The organism is Gelatiniphilus marinus, from assembly GCF_042684345.1.
Classification (GTDB): Bacteria; Bacteroidota; Bacteroidia; order Flavobacteriales; family Flavobacteriaceae; genus Gelatiniphilus; species Gelatiniphilus marinus.
In genome coordinates, this window is record NZ_JBHULK010000002.1 from 233,718 (window position 1) to 260,132 (window position 26,415).

The window sequence follows — 26,415 nt, forward strand, 5'->3', positions numbered from 1 at the left end:
TAACTAAATTCCAATAATAGGTTTGTAATATAATGTTTTTGTGTGATATAAATAAAAAAAGATCTTGTAACATTACAAGACCTTATTGTGTGTTGTGTAACAATTAACCTTTGTTATAAGGTGTTTACGTTATTTAAATCTTCGAATGCCTTTTTTAATCGTGCTACAAAGGTTTTTTCGCCTTCTCGCAACCAAACACGTGGGTCGTAATGTTTTTTGTTTGGTACATCGTCGCCATCGGGGTTGCCTATTTGCGATTTTAAATACTCGTCTTTTTCGCCCATATAATCACGAATACCGCTCATAAATGCATATTGCAAATCGGTATCGATATTCATTTTAATTACACCGTAGCTTATGCCTTCTCGAATCTCATCAACTGTTGAGCCCGATCCGCCATGGAACACAAAATCGATATGGTTATGTTCAACGCCATATTTTTTAGATATATATTCTTGAGAGTTTTTTAATATTTTTGGTGTTAGTTTTACGTTTCCTGGTTTATAAACACCGTGCACATTACCAAATGCCGCAGCAATGGTAAATTGGTTGCTTACCTTACTTAATTCTTCGTAGGCATAGGCTACTTCTTCGGGTTGTGTGTATAGTTTGGAATCGTCAACATCTGTATTGTCCACGCCGTCTTCTTCACCGCCTGTAATGCCTAATTCTATTTCTAAAGTCATGCCCATTTTAGACATGCGCTCTAAATAGGTTTTGCAGATTTCTATGTTTTCTTCAATGGGTTCTTCCGAAAGGTCGATCATGTGCGAACTGAACAATGATTTTCCGGTTTCCTTAAAATGTACCTCGCTGGCATCTAATAAACCATCAATCCAAGGCAATAGTTTTTTTGCACAGTGGTCTGTATGTAAAATTACAGGAACACCGTAAGCCTCGGCCAGGGTATGCACGTGTTTTGCACCGGCGATAGCACCTGCAATGGCTGCTTTTTGCCCATCGTTGTTTAGGCCTTTTCCGGCATTAAATTGTGCGCCACCATTAGAAAATTGAATAATTACCGGAGCGTTTAAATCTCTTGCGGTTTCTAAAACGCCATTTATAGTATTTGAACCAATAACGTTAACAGCAGGAAGTGCATAATTATTAGCTTTTGCATGGTTAAAAATAGCCTGTACTTCTAAGCCTGTTGCAACACCTGGTTTTATATTATGTCCCATTTTTTATTTAATTGATTAATAATTAGTAAGTTTCAAAAGTAATCAATTTTTAAGTAAATTGTCTGGTTTTTATAAATTGAAAACACTAAAACCGCACTAAAACGTTATAGTTTATTTGATGAAAAAGTAAGGTTTCCGCGAAAGCGAGCAAAACAATTTTTAATAGAAATCGAAAAAAAAATGATGCTTTTTTTTGCGATTTAAAACGGATAGTTTATGCCAATGTTATACACTGCGTTGGCAAAATTGTAATCGTTAAACCATCGGTTTTGGTTTCTGTAAGAGGGGTCGTGGGTTTTAAAGCCTATATCGAACCGGAACACAAAAAAACTAAAGTCGTAACGAAAGCCAAAACCAGAGCCAATGGCTATGTCTTTTAAGGAGCTAAATTTAGTAAAGGTGGCGCTGTCGTCTTCAACATCGTCCAGCACATTCCAGATGTTGCCCAAATCGATAAAAACGGCGCCGTTTAAGTTTTCGAAGATGTTAAAGCGCTGTTCTAAGCTAAAGGCTAGTTTTAAATTGGCTTCGTTAAACTCGTCTGTGGTTTCAGAGCTTCCCGGGCCCAGGCCATAGGCGGTCCAAGCCCTATTATCGTTGGCGCCACCGGCAAAGAAACTTTTGGAAAAAGGGATGCTGGACGAGTTGCCGTAAGGTATGGCGATACCAAAAAAACCGCGCAATGACAACACGTTTTTTCTGCCTAAATCCCAGTGTTTTATATAATCGAATTCTGTTTTTATATACTGCGAGTAGGCCACGTTAAACAGTTCGTAGCGGTTGTTTTCGTTTTTGTTGAACCCTAAAAGTTTAGAGGTGTTTGCAAATAAATTGCCTGCGGCTTCAATTTTAAAACGAAAGATCGAAAAATCTTCGTCGAATAAATTTTGGCGTTTATCTTGTGTAAAGCTGTAACTGGACGAGAAAATAAGGTTGTTTTCTGTAAGTCGTTTTTTACGTTCGTCAATACTGTTTACGGTTTTGTATTCGGTTGGATTGCTGATTTCAAAACTATTGTCGTTTAAAACCAGGTTTATAAAAGGGTCTGCACTTTCTTTTATTAAGGTTTGGTTGCCGTTTTCATCTAAAGAAATAAATTCCGATGGTGTATTGGTGTAACGCTTTAGCGCTATATTCTCTAGGGTTGAAAAGGCGTTTTGGTAAATTCCGAAGTAATTCCCGATATTTAGGTTTCTAACATATTGCACGTTAAACAAATCGAGCCTGTTAGTAGCAATGCTATTTGGGTTCCATTTGTAATTAAATGTGCCTGTAAAGGTTTGTTTGTCCAGTCCTACATTGGTTTGGCTGGTTGCCGAAAGGCTGATTCTGGTAGATGGCAGCATATATTTAGGCACTATGTTTTCTGTGTAAAACGGAGAAAACAGTCTGGGAATGGTTAATTTTAAATCGACACCAAGTTCGTTAATATCAAAAAACTGGTCGCGCTTGTTGGCTGCATCTTTTGAGGCCCCAATAGAGCCAAAGGCAGATACCTCGAAAGTTTCTGCGCCTCTAAATATGTTTCTAATAAGCAGGCTTGGGTTTAGTGAAAAGCCAAAAGATTGTATGTTGCTTTGCGATGCCTCTGCACTAAAGCCCAGGCCGAATTTTTTTAATGGGGTTAAATGTATGTTTGCCGTTAGCGTTGAATCTGGGTTTTCAACATAATTTATATCGGGGTATTTAAAGGTGCGCAACTCGTTTAAATGCCTAAAGGTTCTGGTTCTGTCCAAGTCTTTAAAAACAGTGCCCGGGTTTATAAATATAGCATCGGTTAAAGCTTTTGGGCGGTATTTTATAGTATTGTAACTGTTTAGTTTGAAGCCGCTGTACGATATGGATTCTTGAAAAGGCTTGCCTCTGTTTTCAAATGTGTAATCGGTTGTAATGTTTACATCTCTAATGGTGTAAATCTTGAATGGTTTGCGTATGGTGGTGTCTTGGGTTCTTATGGCCCTGTTTTTTATAATTACATCTACATCTACCAGCTTGCTTTGGTTGTCGTAAATCACATCAAACTCAATATTATCTTGAGAGAAATGGTACAAGCCGGAATTTCTGAAGTTTTGTTCCAGACGTTTGCGCTCGTTTATTAAATCGATGTCTTTATATTGGTTTTGCTTTACTACAAAGCTTTCTTTTTTCGATGCTCTGTAAAGCGAGTCTAGCAGTGGCGAGCTTATGCTGGTGTATATCGAATCGATAAGGTAAGGTTTGCCGGTGTTTATTTTATATTCTACAGAGGCGCGCTTGTTTTTGTTTTTTATAATGTTGTACGAAACCTCATGGTCAAACCAGCCATAGGCTTTATAATAAGCCTCTAAGCGCTCTGCACTTTTTTTTGTTTTGTTAGGGTTAACAATTACTGGTGGTTCGCCTGTTTTTTTTAGCCAATTGTTAAAGCCTATGGCAGCTTCTTTAAGCCTGTTTACTTGTTTTTGCGAGTAGGTTTTTTTTAAGCGTTCGCGCCGTTTGGGTTTTTTATCTAGCCAAGCTTCAAAAATAGAATCTCGGTTTGGGCGCGCCAAATTGTATATGTTAAGCCTTAAATTACCAATTAAAGGAAGTTTGCTGTTTGGTTTTTGGTGCAATAGATCGTTTATTATTTCGGTATTGTTTTTTTTATCATTTACAATTACTGTGTTTTCTAAAAGTAAATGCTCATCGTCGGCAACTCTTTTTACCGTATTGCACGAGAAAAAATATCCGGTAATAAAAACTAATAATAGTATTTTTGGGAACTGCTGTTTCAAATGAAATTTAATTAATTCAGATTGTAAATTATTTTAAATAAAGAAATAATGAATTTACTCTTAATGAGCTCAAAAATACATTATTTACTGTGTTTATTTTTATTTTTTTTCAATAGCGATTAGTAACATCGATTTTTTTCATTTCTTTATAAAATTAAAACTAATAACCTAAACCGAGTACATGGCAAAAATTAAAAAATGTTTTATTGAGCGCTGTAACAATGCTTTTGAAAACGGTATTTCATATACCATAGACTGCGCCCAGACCGACATTCGATATGTTATTAATTTTTGCCATAAACCAATATACTAACATAAATTTGATGCTCTCTAAAAACCAGATAAAATTAATAACGCGTTTAAAGCAAAAAAAATATAGATTGCAAAATGGTTTTTTTGTTGTCGAGGGCAAAAAAACAATACAAGAACTATTACAATCTAAATTAACGCTTCACGCATTATACACTACAGAAACATTCAATATTGATGCCAAAGACGAAATTTTAATTTCTGAAACTGAATTAAATCGCATTAGTTTTTTAACCACGCCAAATAAAGCCTTGGCGGTTTTTAAAATTCCGGAGCCAAAACCTATAAATACAAACGGATTAACTGTGGCGCTCGATACCGTTAGAGACCCAGGAAATTTAGGCACCATTATAAGGCTTTGCGATTGGTTTGGGGTTACCAATTTGGTTTGCAGCAAAGAAACCGTAGATTGTTTTAACCCCAAAGTATTACAGGCCACCATGGGGTCTATTGCCAGGGTTAATGTAAATTATGTGGATTTGGTCGATTTTTTAAAAGAAACAGAAGTACCCGTTTTTGGGGCTTTTATGGAAGGAGAAAATGTGTATAAAAAGCAATTACCAAAAAAAGGGATTTTAGTTCTGGGAAACGAAGCCAACGGCGTTTCAAAAGCCATTGAAGCTGTTGTAAACGAGAAAATATCAATTCCAAGATTTGGCAATTTGCAAGCTGCCGAAAGTTTAAATGTGGCTACAGCAACCGCTATTTTGATGAGTGAATTTAGAAGGTGAATTAGTCTTAAGTCGGTAGTATTTGGTTTACAGTTTGTACCCAGAGTGGTTGTAAGTTAGGCTTTTAAAATTTTGGTTTTTGGAGGTATATTAAAAATATTGTATTTGTTAGTGATTTATTTTATGTTACACAATGAGTGCCAACTGTAGGCTGAATACTGCCAAATAATTTTTTTATTGAAAAGTAAAATTAATAAAAACCCCACGCGTTTTCATACTGGCAATATTACTGGTCCATGGGCTGTTGGGGTCGGTATCCCTAACTATTTCGTCGTTTATAGCAAAAAGCCCACGAATGGATGGGGTAAATTTAAAATTGTACAAATAAAAATCGATACCAAAACCCAGTTCGTAAAACAACATGTTTTTCTTGGTACGGAATTGCCCGTTGCTATTATCGTTCGGGTTGGTTTCGTTGCTCGAAAGGTTTAAGGCCGTAGAAACCCCACCTACAATAAACGGCTTAAAATTGTTAATACGCTTAGTGGAAAATTTTACCAGTAATGGGATGTGTATGTAGGTCGATTTTACTTCCCTGGTTAAATCTGAGCTGTTTAAATCTGGGAAACCGCTAAAATACGTTTGGCTGTAAAATAGCTCTCGGGTAGTAATTAACAAACCGGGTTCTAAACGCAGATCGATAAACTTGTTTATGCGCAAATTACCTATTAAACCTACGCTAAAACCAGGGCTTCTTTTTACGTAAATATCGCGCAGGTCTTGCTTGTAATCAAAATTAAAATCGTAATTGTTAATCCCTAAAAAATAGCCCCAGCGCAGTAAGTTGTTATCTGTAGTACCTCTTCCTTGATTGGCATCATAAGTTATTTTTTCTTTTTTAAACAACTGTGCGTTTGATGCTTGGGCAAATAGTAAGAATACTAATAACAGAAAAAGGTTTTTCATTTTTATTGTTTTGATGCTGTGTAGATTGTAGCTACCCCAAAGGTTTGCGGAAAATCTTCAACATTAATAAACCCAATTTCGCGTAAAATATTGTTTAGGGCTTCGCCATAAGGGAAAACCGATGCCGATTCGCACAGGTATTTATAAGCACTTTTGTCTTTGGAAAAGACTCTGCCAATTAGTGGCAATATGTTTTTTGTGTAAAAATTGTATCCTTGTTTATAGGGTGTTTTATTGGGCATCGATGTTTCTAAGATCACGAAAATGCCGTTTGGTTTTAAAACGCGAAGTATTTCTTTTAGCCCGTTTTCAAGAGTTTCAAAATTGCGTACACCAAAGGCTACGGTAATGGCATCAAAGGTGTTGTCTTTAAAAGGCATGTTTTCAGAATCGCCCAAAACCATTTCAATATTGTGCTCTAAATTTTTCTTTTTTATTTTTTCCTTCCCTATTTCCAGCATCCCGCTACTTATGTCTAAACCAATAATTTTGGAGGCATTGGTTTCGGCAAGATTAATGGCCAAATCACCGGTTCCTGTGGCAATATCTAAAATGGTTTCAGGTTGTTGTTCTTTTACCAATTTAACCACCTTTTTACGCCATTTAATATCAATTCCAAAAGAAATTACGCGGTTTAGCCCGTCGTAATCACCAGAAATGGTGTCGAACATTTTGGTTACCTGTTCTTTTTTTCCTAGTTCGCTGTTTTTGTATGGTTTAATTTTAGACAAGACTTTTTTTTTTTTTGACAAACCTACATATTTTTTTTAATTTAAAGTATTAAACGATGGGTAGCATTAACTTGATTAAGTTTTTTTTTGTGCTAAACTTAGGCAAAAATGTAGTGTGTGTAAATTATAAACTGGTTTTGGCAGATTGGAGCGGGAGCGATAGCAGTGGTTAGCTTTTGGCGAGGGGCGCATCGAGCCAAAACTAGTAACGTATAGCGCGGTTTTTACTTTTTTTAAAAACCCGCCATGAATTATAATAATGTGTATATGCAAAAAATCCCGCAAACATTAAAGTTTCGGGATTTTTTTTGTGGTACCTCCAGGAATCGAACCAGGGACACAAGGATTTTCAGTCCTTTGCTCTACCAACTGAGCTAAGGTACCTCGCCAAAGCGGTTGCAAATATATATTCATTTTTGTTATTCGCCAAAATAAAAATACAAAAAATTATACTTTTGTAGTATATAATTGATAAGCATAGGTTTAAAGTTAATATTATAAAATAATTAAGATTTTAATTGTTGCTGGTTTTGTAATTTTAGCGTTTTAATTTATATGAATTTAATTATTGATGTTGGCAATACCAATGTAAAGCTTGCTGTTTTTAGGGAAGATAACATTTTGAGAAAGGATGTTGTTGATTTAAAGCAACTTTTAAAACATATCGACCTGCTTAAAGCTGAGTACAGACCCATAAAACGGGCCATAATATCTTCTGTCGGGAAATTAAACGATGAAGCTATAAACCACATCGATAAGCAATATGATTTAATGCTCTTAAATTCTCATGCTAAACTGCCTTTTAAAAATTTATATGCTACACCAAATACACTAGGCATAGATAGAATAGCTTTGGTTAGTGCTTCGGTACATAAGTTTCCAGAAAACAATGCATTGATTATTGATGCCGGTACCTGCATTACCTACGATTTTGTTAGCAACAAAAACGAATATTTAGGAGGCGCCATATCCCCGGGTATTAGAATGCGCTACACATCGCTGCATAATTTAACCGCTAATTTACCGTTGTTAGATACAGAAATGCCTAACGCAGTAACCGGAAATTCTACAAACGCTTCAATACATTCTGGAGTTATAAATGGGGTTTTAAAGGAAATTGATGGCCTGATAGAAGATTACGCACTAAAATATCCAGATTTAACAGTTATTTTAACAGGGGGCGATGCTAATTTCTTGTCTAAACAATTAAAAAGTAGCATATTTGCCAACTCTAATTTTCTTTTAGAGGGACTAAACCATATTTTACAATTTAATTCAATCTAATGATAAAAAAACTTGTAATAGTTTTTATTGCTTTTTTCGCAATCCAGAGTTACGCTCAACAAGGTACAGCTTCGCCATATTCGTTTTACGGTATTGGAAGCCTTAAGTTTAAAGGTACTGCCGAAAACAGAAGCATGGGCGGATTAAGCATTTATACCGATAGTATCCATGTGAATTTACGAAATCCGGCCTCCTATGCTGGCGAAAATCTAGCCTTTTACAACAACCAAACCAGGCCTGTTAAGTTTACGGTTGGTGGCAGTTATACAAGTATAGACTTAAAAAGCAATTCGGGTAGCGATAATGCTACATCAACCACGTTTGATTATTTAGCGTTATCTGTACCTATGGGTAAATTTGGGTTGGGTTTTGGGCTTATGCCATACAGTGCCGTGGGTTATAAATTAGAGTCGCTTAATGCAGACCAAAGACCCGTTAACAGATTTAGAGGAGAAGGTGGCGTTAACAAAGCGTATTTAGGTATTGGGTATATGCTTGCTAAAGGTTTAAGTATTGGTGTTGATGCACATTATAACTTTGGTAATATACAAAATGCAACCATTGAGTTTCTTTATGATAGCGATGGCGTACTAACGCAACACCAATCTCGCGAAACTAACCGCTCTGACTTAAGCGGCCTGAATTTTAACATTGGCCTATCTTACAAAAAGATGCTAACCAAAAAGCTAGAGCTTGTTACAGGCATTACCTATACGCCAGAAAGTAGCTTGACTTCGCAAAACGAGCGTTCGTTTTCTACAATTAGCATTAACCAGAATACAGGGCAGGAGTTTACAATTAATACAATCGAATTAGACTTGGAGGCCATTGGTTTAAAAGATACCGATTTAATCTTGCCATCCAAATTTTCATTTGGTGCAGGTATTGGCGAACCCAGAAAATGGTTTATTGGTGGCGAATACACAACACAAAAAACCAGTAACTTTTCAAATGTTTTATACAGTAGCAGCACTACTAAATTCGAAGATGCTTCAACCATTTCCTTTGGCGGGTTTTTTATCCCCAATTTCAATACCCTCGATGGGTACTTTAAACGGGTGGTGTATCGCGCAGGTATCCGGTCAGAAAAAACAGGGTTAAACATAAATAACCAATCAATCAAAGAGTTTGGCATATCTTTTGGAGTAGGTTTACCAGTTGGTGATATTAGAATGTTTTCTAATGCTAATATAGGCTTCGAAATAGGTAAGCGAGGTACCAAAAACAGCAACTTAATTCAAGAGAATTTTGTTAATTTCCAATTAAGCTTATCTTTGAACGACAGATGGTTCAATAAAAGAAAGTACGACTAAAAATATAAAATCATTATCATGAAGGCGAAAATTACACTATTATTTACATTTTTATTTGTAGGGTTAAACCTAATAAATGCGCAAAGTAACGAAGAAGATATGGCAGCATTGTCAATTATGACAGAGTACGCCAAAGCAAAAAACTACGAGGCAGCTTATAAACCATTTATGGAGTTAAGGCAGCGCAACCCTAAATTCAACAGAGCCATTTATGTTTATGGCGAGCGTATTTTAGATGATAAAATTGAAAAATCTGCAGGCGCAGATAAAGTAGCGTATTTAAACGATTTGTTAAAACTATGGGAAGAAAGAGCTACACACTTTGCCAGTAAAACACCAAAGGGCGAATATGCCGCAAAAGCTTGCCAATTAATGTACGATTACAAAAAAGAATTAAACAAAACCGATGCAGAGCTTTATGAGTGTTTTGATGCAGCTTACAAGCTAGATAAAGCTACTTTTACCAATCCAAAAAGCTTATATACTTATTTTTCCTTAAAGGTAGATTTGTATGATGCTGGTAGTAAAGACGCCAAATCCTTGTTTAACAAATACGATGATGTAGTTGAAAAAATTGAAGAAGAGGTTAAAAATTATTCAGAAAAACTAAATAAGTTAGTTGAAAAAGAAGACGCAGGTACGCCATTAACTAGTAGAGAAAAAAGATATAAAAAATCGTACTCCAGTTATTTAACAGCTTACGATAAAATTTCTGAAAGTGTAGATAGTAAATTAGGTAAAAGGGCAAATTGCGAAAACCTAATACCGCTGTACCAAAAAGATTTCGAAGAATACAAAAACGATGCCATATGGTTAAAACGTGCGGTAAGCAGAATGTTCTACAAAGAATGTACAGACGATCCGCTCTATGAAAAATTAGTAAAAGCTTACGATGAGTTGTCGCCATCTGCAGATACCAAGGTTTTTGTTGCTGGTATTCTATCTAAAAAAGGCAAAACAAGCGAAGCCGAAGCCTATTTTAAAGAAGCTTACGATTTAGAAACCGACACCTTTAAAAAAGCTAAATTGGCTAACAGAATTGGTTTAATACTTAAAAAACGAGGACGCTATGGGCAAGCTAGAGGTTATTATAGAAACGCCTTAAAACTTAATCCTTCAAATGGGCGCCCGCACCTAGCTATTGCAGCTATGTATGCAGCTAGCGCAAACAGCTGTGGCGATACCACTTTTAACAAAAGAGCAGTATATTGGTTGGCCGCAGACGAAGCTAGAAAAGCAGCGCGAGTAGATCCAACATTGAAAAAGTCGGCAGCTCAATCGGCAGCTAGTTATACCGCAAAAGCACCATCAAAAGCAGATATATTTAGTGCCGCAAACTCTGGTCAAGTTATAAAAATTGGTTGTTGGATAGGGGCTTCGGTTACCGTGCCATCGGTTTAAACAAACAATTAAAGTATTGAATAGCTATTCAATATAATTAATGAAAAAGACATATAAATATTATTTACTAAACATAGTCACAACATGCGTTGTGGCTTTGTTTTTTTCGTGTAAGGATAACTTTAAAGAAGTCCAGAAAATGGGCATATCAGAAAACGAACCCATTGGCATTGCCGAAAATATCAACTTAATACATACCGATTCGGGCAAGGTAAAGGCCATTCTTTTAAGTCCGAAAATGTTAAATTACCAAAACAGGGATTTTCCTTTTTTTGAATTCCCCAACGGCATCACCTTAGATATTTTTGACGACCAAAACAAAAAAAACGTTGTTGTGGCCGATTATGCCATAAATTACAGCGAAACAAAACTAATAGACCTTCAGGGCAACGTAAAAATAACAACCAGCACAAACGATACCCTATATGCCGAACAATTGTTTTACGACCAAGCTACAGAGTGGTTGTTTACCAATAAACCCGTAAAATTTGTAAAGCAAGGCGATGTGTATTTTGGCAATGGTTTCGATTCTAATTCAAAATTCAGCAATGCACAAGTACTTGAATTAACAGGTACCATGACTTTAGATGAATAACGGCAAGTTATCAAACCCTGCTGTTATATTTTGATTACCTTTGCAAAACATAATCTACAAATTTAAACATGAAATATTCTAAGATTTTTCAATACGCTTATTTGGTATTTGCCGTTTTGTTTATTTACGATGGCATTTCAAAATGGAACAACGGCACACAAGAAGCCTATGTTTCGTTGGCATTGGGCGTACTTGCTGGATTTGTGTTTTTCTTCAGAAGAAAGTTTGCCAAAAAATTGGAAAACAGAAACAATTCAAAGTAAATGGGCACTTATGGCATTATTATAATTGTTTCATTAATACTGTCGGCTTTTTTTTCGGGTATGGAGATCGCCTATGTGTCTTCAAACAAAATCCACATAGAAATTGAAAAAAAACAAGACGGTATTCTTGCAAAAATACTAAGCAGGCTCACTGCAAAACCTTCTAAATTTATTACCACCATGCTTATTGGCAACAATATTGCGTTGGTTATCTATGGGTTTTTTATGGGCGATGTACTTGTTAATTGGTTTCAGTCTATGCTGCCAGCGGCGTCGGGTTTTCTAAATTACATGCTAACCGATTTAAGCTTGCTCTCGCAAACCCTTATCTCGACACTGGTAATATTAATTACAGCAGAGTTTTTGCCAAAAGTGTTTTTTCAAATTTATTCAAACACGCTTATTAAGGTTTTAGCGGTACCGGCCTATGTGTTTTATCTGCTCTTTACCTTTATTTCGGATTTTGTGATGTGGATATCAGATTTACTGCTAAAACATCTGTTTAAAACCGAAGGCGACCAAATACAGCTCTTTTTTACCAAAGTAGAATTGGGCAATTACATTAGCGAGCAAATGGAATCTGTAGAAGCACATGAAGATATAGATTCCGAGATTCAAATATTCCAGAACGCCTTGGAATTTTCTGAGGTTAAAGCCCGCGAGGTCATGATTCCAAGAACCGAAATCATAGCCGTAGAAATTAACGAATCCATAAAAACGCTTAACGCCCTTTTTACCGAAACGGGCTGTACCAAAATTTTGGTTTACAACGAAACGGTCGATGATATTTTAGGCTACGTACATGCCTTCGAGCTATTTAAAAAACCAAAAAACATTAAATCGGCCATGGTACCGGTAGAGTATATCCCGGAAACCGTACTTATAAAAGACGTGCTAAATGTACTTACAAAAAAGCACAAAAGTATTGCAGTGGTTTTAGATGAATACGGCGGTACCAAAGGCATGATGACTGTTGAAGATATTGTTGAAGAACTTTTTGGCGAAATTGAAGACGAGCACGATACCGTGGTTTTAACAGAAGAACAAATTGATGAGCAGCATTACATGTTTTCGGCACGATTGGAAGTCGATTATCTAAACGAAACCTACAAACTGAATCTTCCGGAAAACGAAAATTACGAAACCCTGGGCGGATTGATTGTTAACCACACCGAAGAAATTCCCGCTAAAGACGATATTGTTGTTATAGACAACTTTCAGTTTACCATTTTAGAGGTATCAAACACTAAAATAGATTTAATAGCCCTTAAATGTTTGGAAGACGATTGATTTCAGTCTCCAGTATTCAGTATTCAGTTGGCAATAGCGGAAAAAAAAACACTGTTTCGTTAAACTTAACTTGTTCCAGTTTCTCATAATATATTATAACTATATCATTTAACACAATTAAAGCCTCTTTAGGCTTTTATTATTAAACAGAAAATGGTATTTTCGCGCACTGTATTTTATCAAAAAAACGATTAGATACTGTAAATAACTTAATAAGCTAAATCCACAATCAGGATTTTTTAAACCTTTAATTACAAATGGCAGTTTTAAATAAGATTAGGCAACGCTCACTTTTTTTAATATTAATAATAGCATTGGCGTTATTTTCTTTTGTATTAGCAGATTTATTTAAAAATAGCGATGCGCTAACATCGAAATCGCAAAATATAGTCGCTACTATTAACGGAAAAGACATTACCCGCGAAGATTTTTTGCAAAAAGTAGAAATAGCCCAACAACGTGCTGGTGCAACAGCAACAAACACACAGGTAATGAATAGTGTTTGGGAGCAGGAAGTTAGGCAAGCCGTTATGGAAACCCAATATGAAACCCTGGGAATTTCCATAGAAAAAGACCAAATGAGAGATTTGCTAAAAACGGCAATGGCTACCAATCCGGAGTTTTTAAACGAAGCCGGTTTATTTGACGAAAACAAGCTAAACGAATTTATAGCCAATCTTAAAGAGCTATCACCTCAACCTGGTTTTATTGGCGGGCAACCTTTAACTTTTGCAGATTGGGTTAATTACGAAAAGCAACTGGCAAACAATGCCTTAAGCCAAAACTATTTTAATTTGGTTAAAGCGGGTTTAACCGGCACACTGGCCGAAGGCGAATTAGAGCACAAATTACAAGGCCATAAAGTAGATATTAAATATGTACAAGTCCCTTACACATCGGTTGCAGATAGCGTCGTAAAGGTTTCAAAATCAGATGTCTCGACGTACATAAACAAGAACAAAGAAAAATTTCAGGTTGAAGCTTCAAGAGATATAAGATACGTAGAGTTTAAAGAGGCCGCAACCATAGAAGACGAAAATGCCATCAAAACAGAATTGGCAAAATTGTTAAACGATAGGGAAGAGTACAACGAGGGCTTAAAGGCTAACGAAACCATTGTTGGGTTTTTAAACACAAAAGATGACGAAGAGTTCATCAATTCAAACTCCGATGTTAAATTCGATAAGCGGTTTGTATTTAAATCGTCGTTGCCTGCCACTGTGGGCGATAGTATTTTTAAGCTTAAACAAGGTGAGGTTTACGGGCCTTATAAAGACAATGGCTATTTTAAATTATCTAAAATCGTAGCCGAGAAACAAATACCCGATTCGGCAAAAGTACGCCATATATTAATTCCGTTTTTAGGAGCGCAATCGGCTGCCCCAGATGTAACCCAAACCGAAACACAGGCCAAAGCTACTGCCGATAGCCTTTTAACTGTTTTAAAATCCAACAGATCTAAATTTGGCGAGTTTGTAAAAGAGTTTTCTTCAGACCAAGGAAGCATTCAAAACGAAGGGCGCTACGATTGGCATCCTTACAATACCATGGTGCCAGAATTCAACGATTTTGAATTTGAAGGTAAAGTAGGCGACTTAGGCCTTGTAAAAACTGTTTTCGGTTTTCATATTATTGAAATTGAAGGTCAGAAAAACAAAAAGAGAGCCATTCAACTTGGTACAATTGCCCGTAAAATAGAACCATCTGAAGCTACAATTTCAAAAGTGTTTAGAGACGCTTCGAGCTTCGAAATAAAAGCTGGAGAAAACGATTTTCAAGAGATTGCAAACCAAAACAAATATACGGTAAGACCCGTAAACGGCATAAAAGCATTAGACGAAAACATCCCTGGTGTTGGCAACCAAAGGCAAATAGTGCGCTGGACTTTTGAAGACGATGTAAAAGTTGGTGCCATTAAGCGTTTTAACATAAATAACGGTTATGTTATAGCGCAATTGGTAGCTAAGCATAAAGAAGGCCTGCAAAGCGTTGAAGACGCATCGGCCATTGCCATACCTGCAATACGTAAAGAGAAAAAAGCTAAAATTATTAGAGATAGAATATCCGTAAATACTTTAGAGGATTTGGCTGCAGCCGAAAACACTACCGTTAGAACCGCATCGGCCATTACCATGAAATCGCCAACCCTTGCAGGTGCCGGTAGAGAACCTATTATTGTTGGAGCTGCCTTTGGGTTGAACGAAGGCGAAACGTCTCAGTTAATTGATGGTGCCAATGGTGTTTATATGTTACAAGTTACAAAAGTAACGCCAGCGGTTGAGTTGGATAATTACCAAACCTTTGCAAATCAAGTTGAAGCTCAAAAAGTAAGCGTGGTAACAGCAAAGTTATATAACGCTTTAAAAGAAGCTGCCGAAATTGAAGATAACAGGGCGAAAACCCAAATTCAATAATACAAGCAAAAAAACATTTAGATTAAGCCTCATTAGTTGAGGCTTTTTTTATGCTTTATAGTATCATGTCCCGATACGGAATAAGGGTTTGGTAGCCTCTCGTTTTAAAGTAATTTTCAGGATTATCATTTGAAACCACTAAAATAAAATCTCCGCCCCAAGCACCAAGGCTTTTTAAGCCACCATTAAAATCGTTAAATAAACGCTCTTTTACGGGGTCCTGTTTAATTATTTTTGAAATAATGCTTTCATGTTTTTCAATAAGAGAAATAAAATCATCAAGTCTGTTACAAGTGATTATATTTTTAGTGATTTTGTTTATTTCTGAAATGGAGCCCGATAAATCAGACGTATTGTTTTTATACTGAGCAATCCCATCGCGACTATTTTGCTTTTGGTTTAGGTAAACAAAGTATAAATTTTCTTTAAATGAAGGGTTAAAATCTACATCAACAACATTTCTCTTTTTATCATTACTAATTGCGAGAGAAATCGCATTGAGGCTGTTTAGTATTTGATAAGTAATTGGCGTATTGTGTTGCGCACAAGCAATATCGTAACCGCTGCCGCGAAATGTGTTTTCTAAAAGCTGGTAGGCATCAACTTTTGCCCATTGCGCCATATTGTTTATTAGGGTTGATGATGTGCCCAACCCCCAATGTCTTGGAAAATCTAATTTGGTGGTAATTTTAAAGCCTCCGTTACTATTTAAAAAATCAGGGTTAAGTTCTTTTGTGGCATTTAATATTTGAAGCAATCTGCCTGAAATAGTGTTGTCATTTCGAACGGAGTGAGAAATCTCATTATTAATAATTTCAAAAGCATCCTCAAACCAAACCCTTCCTTTTTCATCCAAACTTTTCCAGATTAATTTGGATTCGCGTATAGATTCAATGTCTAACGATTGTCCGTATTTAGTTGGTATGGCTAACGATAAAGCACCGTCAAGCACTACATACTCACCCGTTAATAAAAGTTTTCCGTTTGAGTTAAATGATATGTTGTTTAAGTTTTTGGCCATTAGAGGTGTTGTATATGAAGCACTCGTGGTGTCTCAGGCACCATTACGTAACTTATTTAAAGCCTCAACAACCGCAGTATGCGTAACCGTATTCGTTTTAAAATGCTCGGTTAATATAATCTTTTCGTTATTGCTAGCTTCAAATTGGTTTAGAATATTCAATAAATGCATTTTCATGTGGCCTTGTTGTATGCCCGTTGTGGTTAACGAGCGCAGTGCCGCAAAATTCTGTGCTAAACCAGCAACGGCAACTATCTGCATCAGTTCTTTAGCCGAGGGGTTATGTAGCAATTCTAAAGCTAGTTTTACCAAAGGATGCAAGCCGGTAAGTCCGCCAACAGTTCCTAAAGCTAAAGGTATTTCTATCCAAAATGTAAAAATACCATTTTCAATTTTGGCGTGGGTTAAACTGCTGTATTTTCCGTGTCGCGATGCATAAGCGTGCACGCCGGCTTCAATGGCCCTAAAATCGTTTCCGGTAGCTAAAACCACGGCATCAATACCATTCATTATGCCCTTGTTGTGTGTTACGGCGCGGTAAGGTTCTACCTCAGCAATGTTAACGGCTTGCACAAATTTAGTGGCGAAATCTTCTCCAGAAATCGAATGGTCTTCTTTCAATTCTTCAACCTTACAACTCACTTCTGCGCGCACTAAACAATCGGGAACGTAGTTTGATAAAATGCTCATAACAATTTGTATGTGCTTTTCGTTTTCAGAAAACCCATCAAATACTAAAGCCTCATTTTTAAAGGTTTTCGCAAACTGCTCTAAACACGAATTTATAAAGTTTGCTCCCATGGCATCTAAGGTCTCAAAAGAAACATGCAGCTGGTAATACCCTTTTATATCGTTGGTTTTATCGCGCAATTCAATATCAATAATGCCACCGCCTCGTGCTTCCATGTTTTTGGTAATGGCTTTGGTGGCTTTAATAAGTTTGGGTTTTACCTGCTTAAAAAAACCTTGTAATTTGTTAAAATTGCCATGGTACATAAAGTGTACTTGCCCAATTTTGGTTGTAGAAATTATGGTAGTTTTAAAGCCGCCTCTATCCAGCCAAAATTTAGCAGCTTTACTTGCCGCTGCCACAACCGAGCTTTCTTCGATTGCCATGGGTATGGTGTAAAGCGTGTTGTTAATTAAAAAATTTGGGGCAACACCTAGTGGTAAATAAAAATTGGTAATGGTGTTTTCTATAAACTCGTCGTGCAATTGCTGCAGTTTTTCGTTGCTGCTCCAATATTGTTTTAAAACACGTTTTGCTTCTTCGGTATTTGAAAAATAGGTGTTTACAATCCAATCAATTTTTTTTGATTTTGAAAGCTTAGAAAACCCAGAAATCGTTTTGCTCATGTATCAACTGTTTTAAAACACAAATATACCATTCTTGGTATGAAAACAGACTCCTAAGATGTTACATTCGTTTATTTAACTGTTAATAGTGTCGGTTATTTGCATAATTTTTAGTAAACTTGGCATCGTTTTGTCAAAAAAATAATTTCAATGAAAACCCTAAGGCTACCATTATTTATTTGTCTTTTCACTCTTTTTGCATTACAGGCTCAAAACAAGCAGGTTACACTGGAAGAAATTTGGGACGGCACTTTTAAAATAGAGCGATTGGATGCTTTGCACTCTATGAAAAACGGGCAACAGTACTCGGTGTTGAATTTAGATAGATATACAAGATCGACCACAATAGATATCTACGATTACAAAACCCTGAAAAAAATAAAAACGCTGGTAAATGCTTCCGATATCAACGAGCTTAATTATTTTACCGATTACACCTTTAGCAAAGATGAAAGCAAAATTATTTTGGCTACTAACGAAGAATCTATTTATAGAAGATCGACATTAGGAAATTATTATGTGTTTGATATTGATGATAAATCCATAACCTTAATTTCTGAAAATAAAATTCAAGAACCCTCATTTTCGCCCGATGGTTCTAAGGTTGCCTACGGATTCGAGAACAATTTGTACATTAAAGATTTAATTACAGAAACAACCACTCAAATCACTTTTGATGGCGAAAAAAACAAAATAATTAACGGCATTACCGATTGGGTTTACGAAGAAGAATTTGCTTTTGTACGCGCTTTTGAATGGAACGCCAATAGCAATAAAATTGCATTTATCAGGTTTGATGAAACCGATGTACCTGAATTTTCAATGGATGTTTACGGCACCGGATTATACCAAACACAACAAGTGTTTAAGTACCCCAAAGCGGGTGAAAAGAATGCTGTGGTTTCGCTTCATATTTATGATTTGGATAACAATAAGATTAACGATGTGAAAGTAGATAAAAGTTACAACGACTTTTATATCCCAAGAATTAAATGGACCAACAACCCCGATATTTTAAGTGCGCAATACATGAATCGCCACCAAAACGCATTGGATTTATGGATGATAAACGCCAAAACAAATACATCAAATTTAACGCTAGCAGAAAAGGATGGCGCCTATATTGAGGTTACCGATAACCTAACCTTTTTAAAAGACAATAGTTTTATCTGGACCAGCGAAAAAGATGGTTACAACCATATTTATCACTATTCTGAAGACGGCAAACTCATTAACCAAGTTACCAAAGGCAATTGGGAAGTTACTGATTATTATGGTTATGATGAAAAGTCGAATAGGATTTTTTACCAATCGGTTGAAAATGGCTCGATAAACCGCGATGTGTATTCTATTAAACTAAACGGTCGTAATAAAAAACGATTAACTAAAAGCGTTGGCACCAATGCGGCTTCATTCAGCGCAGATTTTTCGTATTTTATAAATACATTTTCAAACGCAACCACACCGCCAGAATATACTTTAAACAGTACCGCTTCAGGCAATCTTATTAAAAGCATAAAAGATAACGATGTGTTATCAGCAAAACTTTCCAATTATAAAACTTCAAAAAAAGAGTTTAGTACCATTAATATTAATGGTAACCATTTGAATATGTGGATGGTTAAACCGGCAGATTTTGATGCTTCAAAACAATACCCGTTGTTAATGTATCAATATTCTGGCCCTGGCTCTCAACAGGTGGCTAACCGTTGGAATAATTCAAACGATTATTGGTATCAGCATTTAGCGCAACAAGGATATATTGTGGTGTGTGTTGATGGTCGTGGCACCGGTTTTAAAGGCGCGCAATTTAAAAAGGTAACTCAAAATGAATTGGGCAAATACGAAGTTGAAGACCAAATTGAAGCTGCAAAACAATTGGGAGCATTACCGTATATTGATGCCAGCAGAATAGGTATTTGGGGCTGGAGCTACGGTGGTTTTATGAGTAGCAATGCCTTGTTTAAGGGTAACGATGTGTTTAAAATGGCCATAGCCGTTGCCCCAGTAACAAGCTGGCGTTTTTACGATACCATTTACACAGAACGCTACATGGCTACACCACAAGAAAACCCAAGTGGCTACGACGATAATTCACCAATTAACCACGTTGATAAACTAAAAGGCGATTATTTGTTAATTCACGGTTCTGCTGATGATAACGTACATTTGCAAAACACCATGCGATTGGTTGAGGCTTTAATTCAAGCCGATAAGCAATTTGAATGGGCCGTTTACCCAGACGATAACCATAGTATTTACGGCGGTAATACAAGATTACACCTCTATAAAAAAATGACTACTTTTATAAATGAAAAACTCGGCGATAAGCGGGAAAAAGCCCAAATAAGAGAAGCCGAAAAAGTAGAAATTAAAGGATAAGATAATAACTAACTAACAATAAATTATGGCAGCTACGGCATTACAATCAAATCAAAAAGAAATTTTTGGACACCCTGCAGGATTATTCGTTCTGTTTTTTACAGAAATGTGGGAGCGTTTTTCATATTACGGAATGCGAGGGATTTTAGTACTTTACATGGCAACATCGGCAACTGCAATCGACCCAGGTTTGGGATGGAGCAATAAAGACGCCATTTGGCTTTATGGATGGTACACCATGTTAGTGTATGTGGCTTCTATTCCTGGTGGATGGATTGCAGATAAATTCTTAGGACAGAAAAAAACCGTAATGTTAGGTGGTTTGCTCTTGTGTTTTGGACATGGTATATTGGCGATACCACAAAGTTGGGCGTTTTTTACTGGTCTAGCATTAATTATTTTAGGTGTTGGTGGCCTAAAACCAAACATCTCTACAATGGTTGGAGGTTTGTACAAAGAAGGCGATATAAGACGCGACAGCGGCTTTACCATATTTTACATAGGTATTAACATAGGTGCTTTTTTGGCTAGTATTACAGTAGGTTTGGTTGCATATTACTATGGCTGGCACTATGGTTTTGGTCTCGCAGGCATTGGCATGTTTTTAGGGCAGGCTGTATTTATTTGGGGACAAAAATTTTTAAAAGGTGTTGGCGAATTTACCGGTGGAAGTCAAGCCACAGAAGAAGAACGATTAGCAGCAAAACGGCCATTAACAAAAATTGAAAAAGATAGAGTTGTTGTACTATTAATTTCATTTTTGATTGTTATCGTTTTCTGGGGGGCTTTCGAGCAGGCAGGAGGATTAATGAATCTTTACACCGATGCCAAAGTTGACAGAACCACAGGCCTAAGCTGGTTAGAGGAAATACCGGCAGCGGTTTTCCAATCCTTAAACGCAGGTTATATCATTATATTCGGAACCCTAATCGGTGGTTTCTGGATTTGGTGGAAAAAGAAAGGCAGAGAATCATCATCATTATTCAAAATGGCCATTGGTACCATTATTATGGGACTTGGTTATGTTTTTATGATGTTCGCATCACAAGAAGCCAGTGCTGAAACTTTTGGTAAAGCGGCCATGTTCTGGATATTCTTAGCTTACCTGTTCCATACTATTGGCGAGCTGTGCACATCGCCCGTATCCTTATCGTTCATTACCAAACTGGCACCTTTAAAATACGCTTCAATAATGATGGGCGTGTATTTTGCAGCAACCGGTTTAGGAAACAAATTGGCCGGTACCATTGGTGAGTCTTCGCAACTCGAATCGTTTAGCGGTAAAATGATTGTAAGTAAAGAACAGATATTACCATTTCTAGCAAAAGATTCAATGGAAATAAAAAACAACCAAAACAAAGTGGTTGATATTTATGATTATGCCATAAATCAAGATAAAACATTCAGTTTGAAATCTAAAGTATATCCTGAAAACGGAAAAGTCGTTTTTAAAAGTTACGAAACAGGACAAGATTTAAACCCTTTGTTTGAGATGTCTCAAGGTGAAGGCTCTAATACCAATGAGTTATTGGCAACTTTAACCGAAAATAGCGTTACAGCCTCTAATCCTTTTCATGCAAAATTAGTATTTGAAAAAGATAAAGACAAAGCACAGAATTTAGAAAATATAGGCGACGGAAAAAATTATGGAGTGTCTTTTGTTCTAGAAGAAAAACAAAGCGAACAAGAATTCTCAACCTTTATGTGGTTAACTGTCTTTACAGTTGCCTTTGGGTTGTTACTTATTTTATTCTTGAAAAAGCTTAAGAAACTAACTCACGGTGCAGAAGATAACGAGCACGAAATGCTTGAAGCCGAACCCTACGAAATTTCAGATCCAGATATTAATAACTAACAATCAATCAATTAATAAACTCCTTGCAGAACATATTCTTCAAAAGGTCTCCTTGTTAACTAAATTATAATTTTATGAATACAGACATCGAAAATCTATTTAAAGACAAAGTAATAGGCCATCCGGCAGGATTATTTGTGCTGTTTTTTACCGAAATGTGGGAACGCTTTTCATTTTATGGGATGCGAATATTATTAGTACTGTTTTTAACAGCGCCTATTATAAGCGATAACCCAGGTTGGCAATGGCCTCGAGAACATGCTTTGGCTTTAATTGGTACTTATGCATCATTACTTTATTTAACACCAATTATTGGTGGTTGGATTGCAGATAAAATTACAGGTTACCGTATAGCCGTTGTTATTGGGTGTTTGATTATGACACTTGGCCACGCAGCTATGGCATTTGAAACCACTGCATCTTTTTACATTGGATTGGCCTTACTTGTAATTGGCACTGGCTTTTTTAAGCCAAATATAACATCGATTATATCAGAAATGTATAAGGGCAAGGAGTCTAAAAAAGATGGCGCTTATACTATCTTTTACATGGGTGTTAATGCGGGTGCGTTTTTTGGCATGATGCTTTGTGGTTACCTAGCCGAAAATTATGGGTGGCCTTGGGGCTTTGGTTTAGCAGGGATTTTTATGTTTTTAGGCATGCTCCAATTTTGGTTGGCTGGAAGTTTGTTTGGTAATGTAGGCGGAAAACCATCAGTAAAACACGTGGTTGAAATCCCTCAGAACATCAATGAAGAAGCACCAAAAGAACAGAAAGACCCTCAAGCTGATGAAAAGCTTAACCCGTTTACCACCTTAGATAAAATATTGATTGTTTTATCTTCCGTTGGAGGTTTGCTGTATCTTTTTAACGATCCTTTAGAAAAAATTGAAGGCACTAGTTTAATGCCTTTTGAGATAGGCGGACTAAGTGGCTCTAGTTTTATTGTGCTTTTAGCTTTGGCCTTGTTTTTGATTTTATTGGTAACACGTATTGCCCGATATTTACCGATTGTTAGAGATAGGATTATTGCCGTATCTATTTTTGGGGTATTTACAGTATTTTTCTTCGCTTTTTTCGAGCAGTCTTTAGGGTCCATGACCTTGTTTGCCAGAGATTATACCGATAGAACCTTAGCAGGAAACTCCGCCATGATTTTTAAAATTGTAGATGCCTTATTAACTACTGTCCCTTTAATTATTATTACATGGGTGCTTTTTTTACTTATGAAAAAAACCTTCAATAAAATCGGACTATCTAACGTTGTATTAGCTGTTGCGTTCGCTGGAATTTGGTTTTTGGTTATTTTTAGATTGGTAAATAAATTTACTGAAGATGGGCACGAAATTGAAGCTACTTGGTTTGGTATTCTAAACTCGTTCTTTATAATAACCTTGGCACCATTGTTTTCTAAATGGTGGGAAAGTAAATACAACCCCAGTGCCGCAATGAAGTACGGCTTAGGTTTAATTTTATTAGGTTTAGGTTTTGCCATTTTATCTTATGGTGCTTCTGGTATTCCTCCTGGAGCTCAAACAGCCTCAGTTAGTATTATATTTTTAATATTGGCGTACTTATTTCATACTATGGGAGAGCTATGTTTATCGCCTGTAGGATTATCTTATTTAAGTAAATTAGTGCCAGCAAGAATGATAGGCTTTATGTTTGGTATTTGGTATTTAGCCATTGCAGTAGGACAAAAAGCCGCTGGAACCATGGGGGGCATGATTGATAAAATCTCTGAACAGTATTCCTTAGGAATTTTCTTTTTAATATTTACCTTAATTCCAATAGGGGTAGGTTTAATATCCATTTTATTAAACCCACTACTTAAAAAACTAATGCACGGTGTGCGTTAATCGAAAAAACTGTTAAAAAATATTCAAAAAGCTCCTGTTTAGGAGCTTTTTTTGTAAGTTCGGTGCAAATTTTGCAACTCAAATAATTATGAAAAAAACAATATACTTAGTCATAGCTTTAGGATTTTTAAGTTTAAACTCCTTTGCTCAAAAAATAAATTGGGTTACGTTTCAAGAAGCTTTAGAGCTTCAAAAGAAAACCCCTAAAAAAATTATGATGGACGTTTATACCACTTGGTGCGGCCCCTGTAAAATGTTAGATAAAAACACCTTTCAAAATAAAGAAGTCGCAGATTATATTAACGCCCATTATTATGCCGTTAAGTTTAATGGAGAAGGGAACGAAAGTGTAAACTACAAAGGAAAAACATTTGCCAATCCACAATACAACCCCGCAAATGCAAATAGACGTAATTCGGCTCACGATTTAACTAGATATTTACAAGTTGGTGCGTATCCCACTATTGTGTTTTTTGATGAAAAATCAGAGGTTATTGCACCGATTAGAGGATATCAAACACCTACGCAATTAGAGTTGTATTTAAAAATGTTTAAAAAAGACGATCATAAAACCATTAAAACCCAAGAAGAGTTTAATGCGTATTACAAAGCATTTAAAGCTGAGTTTAAAGGTTAAAAAATAGCTTCTTAAATTTATATATCAAGAATTTTAAAAATTTGTTATTCCCGAGACATCGGTAATCCATTTTAATAATAAATAACAAAAGCTCCCTTTTTGCTGGTTTGGTGAAAAGGGAGTTTTCTTTTTAAACAAATCGCTTCCCAACGTTCAACATAAGATTTGTAATTACTGCCATCGGCAATTACGTATTTTGGTTTTATGGAATCAATCAATCTATTCAAATTAATTTTAGGCGATTGCCGCAACAATACATAATCGGGTTTAAACGATTTAATGTTGTAAACACCTAAGCTATCAACAATTAAAAGTTTTTTGTCATTTAAAATATAAAGGGGCTTAAGCGTATCTTTTTTAATGGTTTTTATATGATTTCCAACGGAAAAATCTTTGATTATTTTGTTTTTAGATGGTGTTAAACTATCAAAATCATGGGCTACAAATAAAGCATTGTTGGTTATATTACCCAGCAAACTATATCTGCTTTTATGAAATACAATAAATTCATTTGAAGGCGTTTTATAAGTCGTATAAATAAAAGCACATTGAATGCATATTACCGAAATTAACAAGAGTTTTAAATTGGCAAAGCTTTTTTTCTTAAAAAATTTTACAAGTGCAAAAATGGTTAAATAAGACACTAAAACATATAATAAACCAAACGCAATATCTTTTAAAAGAAAGGCTTCTTGTTTTGATACCCAACCCACAAAACCATTCATGCTACTAATTATGTATCCGTAAATTTCAGCAAAAAAGTTTGGGAGTAAGTTTATCGTTGCCAATAGAATCACTAGAATTCCCAATCCTAAAATGAGCCCTAAAAATGGAATGATAACCAAATTCGAAATAAAAAATAACCCCGGAAACTGATGAAAATAAAATAAACTAATGGGTATAATTCCAAATTGCGCAGAAACCGTTATGGTTAAGGTATGCCAATATTTATCCAAAAGCCAATTTTTTGGTCGCCATAATTTATAAAGTATCGGGTCTATGGCAACAATGGCAAAAACCGCGAGGTAACTTAACTGAAAACCCACATCGAATACAAACAGCGGTTTAAAAAGTAAAATGATAAACATAGATATTGCCAAGGTGTTGTAAACGTTGGTTGGTCGTTTTAAATTCATGGCAATAGCAACAATGCTAAACATGGTCACCGCTCGAGTTACCGATGCCGATAAACCAGCAATTAAAGCAAAACACCACAAACATAAAACGAGCAAAATGGTTTTTATAAGTTTACCATGTTTTAAGCGTTCTATGGGTTTAAAAACAAGAGTTAAAAGGAGTAAAATAATACCAACATGCAGGCCAGAAACCGCTAAAATATGTATCGCGCCGGCATTGGTGTAACTGGTGTAAACTTCTTTACTAATGTCTTGCCGTTGCCCAAGTAATAAGGCGTTGATAATGGCAAGCTCGTCTGTTTTAAAATGGTAAGGTTTTAGTTTTAAATTGATATGTTCTCGAATATTATCAGCAATTCCAAACAGCGTATGCGTATTAGCACTTACTTTTAAAAGTGATTCGTTTTTAGTAAATATTTGATGATAGATGTATTTTTTTTCAAGGTATTTTTTATAGTTGAATTGATGCGGATTTAATGGATGGATAAGATGCTGAAACCCTATTTTGCCGATAATAATCTCGTCAACTTTTAAAGCGGATTGTGTACTGTCTTTTTGAATGTTTAATAAGGATTTCCCTGAAGCCGATTCATCATTAATCTTTAAAACATCGATAACGTATTTATCGTAATAATTGCCTGGTTTTAAAACTTCTCTAATTCTAAAAGTTACGGTTTCCAGTGAATCTTTTTCAGCTGAAATAAATTTTGAATAATGATTTGAAACGTTTTTTTGATTATGAAAAGAAGTTGTTAAAACACCAACAAAAACCATTAAAATATAAGCCGTAACACCAAACCAAATGGTTTTAATAAATTGTTTTCTTGCAATTAAAAAGAAGATAAGTAGCAGCACTAAAAGCGTACTAGTTATATATATACTTAAATAAATTGGGATAGGATATAAGTACGAAACTACAATTCCTAAAATTAAGAAACACGTTAGTTTTATAATAGTAAAATTAAGTAACTTCATACAACCTAAAGTTACTAAAA

19 protein-coding genes and 1 tRNA gene are annotated in these 26,415 nt (G+C 35.8%); 12 read left to right on the forward strand and 8 right to left on the reverse strand.

The annotated features are described in order from the left end of the window. Positions 1-113: 113 nt before the first annotated feature. Both fbaA and tamL read right to left on the reverse strand, forming a co-directional pair. Positions 114-1,181 (reverse strand): class II fructose-bisphosphate aldolase, encoded by a 1,068-nt coding sequence (fbaA, locus tag ACFSQS_RS06135; RefSeq protein WP_388015719.1) that lies wholly within the window; start codon positions 1,179-1,181, stop codon positions 114-116. A gap of 200 nt (positions 1,182-1,381) precedes the next feature. Further along, the gene (gene tamL / locus ACFSQS_RS06140) at positions 1,382-3,937 is read right to left on the reverse strand and encodes a translocation and assembly module lipoprotein TamL (RefSeq protein WP_388015722.1); all 2,556 of its coding nucleotides are present in this window, start codon (positions 3,935-3,937) and stop codon (positions 1,382-1,384) included. 323 nt (positions 3,938-4,260) lie between these two features. On the opposite strand from tamL, the gene ACFSQS_RS06145 reads away from it, so the two are divergent. Beyond that, positions 4,261-4,977 (forward strand): TrmH family RNA methyltransferase, encoded by a 717-nt coding sequence (locus tag ACFSQS_RS06145; protein ID WP_388017201.1) that lies wholly within the window; start codon positions 4,261-4,263, stop codon positions 4,975-4,977. Positions 4,978-5,151: 174 nt separating this feature from the next. Here the strand turns inward: ACFSQS_RS06145 and porT are convergent, their stop codons facing one another. The 3 genes from porT to ACFSQS_RS06160 all read right to left on the reverse strand — a co-directional run bounded on the left by porT (position 5,152) and on the right by ACFSQS_RS06160 (position 6,998). Beyond that, positions 5,152-5,883: a type IX secretion/gliding motility protein PorT/SprT gene (porT, locus tag ACFSQS_RS06150; RefSeq protein WP_388015725.1), complete on the reverse strand. Its 732-nt coding sequence runs from the start codon at positions 5,881-5,883 to the stop codon at positions 5,152-5,154. A gap of 2 nt (positions 5,884-5,885) precedes the next feature. Beyond that, entirely contained in the window at positions 5,886-6,614 is a 729-nt protein-coding gene (gene ubiE, locus ACFSQS_RS06155; protein WP_388015728.1) for a bifunctional demethylmenaquinone methyltransferase/2-methoxy-6-polyprenyl-1,4-benzoquinol methylase UbiE, read from the reverse strand. Between the two features lie 311 nt (positions 6,615-6,925). Beyond that, positions 6,926-6,998: transfer RNA gene (locus ACFSQS_RS06160), tRNA-Phe, on the reverse strand. A 171-nt stretch (positions 6,999-7,169) separates the two neighbouring features. Here ACFSQS_RS06160 and ACFSQS_RS06165 point away from each other — a divergent pair. The 7 genes from ACFSQS_RS06165 to ACFSQS_RS06195 all read left to right on the forward strand — a co-directional run bounded on the left by ACFSQS_RS06165 (position 7,170) and on the right by ACFSQS_RS06195 (position 15,174). Further along, complete coding sequence (locus ACFSQS_RS06165) at positions 7,170-7,898, forward strand: type III pantothenate kinase (protein ID WP_388015731.1); 729 nt, start codon at positions 7,170-7,172, stop codon at positions 7,896-7,898. Then, positions 7,898-9,211, forward strand: a complete 1,314-nt coding sequence (locus ACFSQS_RS06170; protein ID WP_388015734.1) for a hypothetical protein — start codon at positions 7,898-7,900, stop codon at positions 9,209-9,211. The genes ACFSQS_RS06165 and ACFSQS_RS06170 overlap by 1 nt, the downstream gene beginning before the upstream one ends. Positions 9,212-9,229: 18 nt before the next feature. Then, positions 9,230-10,612 (forward strand): hypothetical protein, encoded by a 1,383-nt coding sequence (locus tag ACFSQS_RS06175; protein ID WP_388015737.1) that lies wholly within the window; start codon positions 9,230-9,232, stop codon positions 10,610-10,612. Positions 10,613-10,652: 40 nt separating this feature from the next. Continuing rightward, entirely contained in the window at positions 10,653-11,207 is a 555-nt protein-coding gene (gene lptC / locus ACFSQS_RS06180) for an LPS export ABC transporter periplasmic protein LptC (protein WP_388015740.1), read from the forward strand. A 68-nt stretch (positions 11,208-11,275) separates the two neighbouring features. Beyond that, positions 11,276-11,470 (forward strand): hypothetical protein, encoded by a 195-nt coding sequence (locus ACFSQS_RS06185; RefSeq protein ID WP_388015743.1) that lies wholly within the window; start codon positions 11,276-11,278, stop codon positions 11,468-11,470. Further along, positions 11,471-12,760, forward strand: coding sequence for a hemolysin family protein (locus tag ACFSQS_RS06190; protein WP_388015746.1), 1,290 nt, complete (start codon positions 11,471-11,473; stop codon positions 12,758-12,760). 257 nt (positions 12,761-13,017) lie between these two features. Next, positions 13,018-15,174: a peptidylprolyl isomerase gene (locus tag ACFSQS_RS06195; protein WP_388015748.1), complete on the forward strand. Its 2,157-nt coding sequence runs from the start codon at positions 13,018-13,020 to the stop codon at positions 15,172-15,174. 55 nt (positions 15,175-15,229) lie between these two features. Here the strand turns inward: ACFSQS_RS06195 and ACFSQS_RS06200 are convergent, their stop codons facing one another. Beyond that, positions 15,230-16,195 carry a GYDIA family GHMP kinase gene (locus ACFSQS_RS06200; RefSeq protein WP_388015751.1) on the reverse strand — a complete coding sequence of 322 codons (966 nt, stop codon included), beginning with the start codon at positions 16,193-16,195 and terminating at the stop codon, positions 15,230-15,232. Positions 16,196-16,228: 33 nt separating this feature from the next. Then, entirely contained in the window at positions 16,229-17,551 is a 1,323-nt protein-coding gene (locus ACFSQS_RS06205; protein WP_388015754.1) for a hydroxymethylglutaryl-CoA reductase, degradative, read from the reverse strand. 150 nt (positions 17,552-17,701) lie between these two features. Here ACFSQS_RS06205 and ACFSQS_RS06210 point away from each other — a divergent pair, with 150 nt between their 5' ends. The 4 genes from ACFSQS_RS06210 to ACFSQS_RS06225 all read left to right on the forward strand — a co-directional run bounded on the left by ACFSQS_RS06210 (position 17,702) and on the right by ACFSQS_RS06225 (position 24,284). Continuing rightward, positions 17,702-19,933 carry a S9 family peptidase gene (locus tag ACFSQS_RS06210; RefSeq protein WP_388015757.1) on the forward strand — a complete coding sequence of 744 codons (2,232 nt, stop codon included), beginning with the start codon at positions 17,702-17,704 and terminating at the stop codon, positions 19,931-19,933. Between the two features lie 25 nt (positions 19,934-19,958). Then, a complete protein-coding gene (locus tag ACFSQS_RS06215) occupies positions 19,959-21,788 on the forward strand; it encodes a peptide MFS transporter (RefSeq protein ID WP_388015760.1) in 1,830 nt (609 codons plus the stop codon). 74 nt (positions 21,789-21,862) lie between these two features. Beyond that, positions 21,863-23,647 carry a peptide MFS transporter gene (locus ACFSQS_RS06220; protein WP_388015763.1) on the forward strand — a complete coding sequence of 595 codons (1,785 nt, stop codon included), beginning with the start codon at positions 21,863-21,865 and terminating at the stop codon, positions 23,645-23,647. Positions 23,648-23,735: 88 nt separating this feature from the next. Then, positions 23,736-24,284: a thioredoxin family protein gene (locus tag ACFSQS_RS06225; protein WP_388015766.1), complete on the forward strand. Its 549-nt coding sequence runs from the start codon at positions 23,736-23,738 to the stop codon at positions 24,282-24,284. 71 nt (positions 24,285-24,355) lie between these two features. On the opposite strand, the gene ACFSQS_RS06230 is transcribed toward ACFSQS_RS06225, so the two are convergent. Next, positions 24,356-26,395: a ComEC/Rec2 family competence protein gene (locus ACFSQS_RS06230; RefSeq protein WP_388015769.1), complete on the reverse strand. Its 2,040-nt coding sequence runs from the start codon at positions 26,393-26,395 to the stop codon at positions 24,356-24,358. Positions 26,396-26,415: the final 20 nt, after the last annotated feature.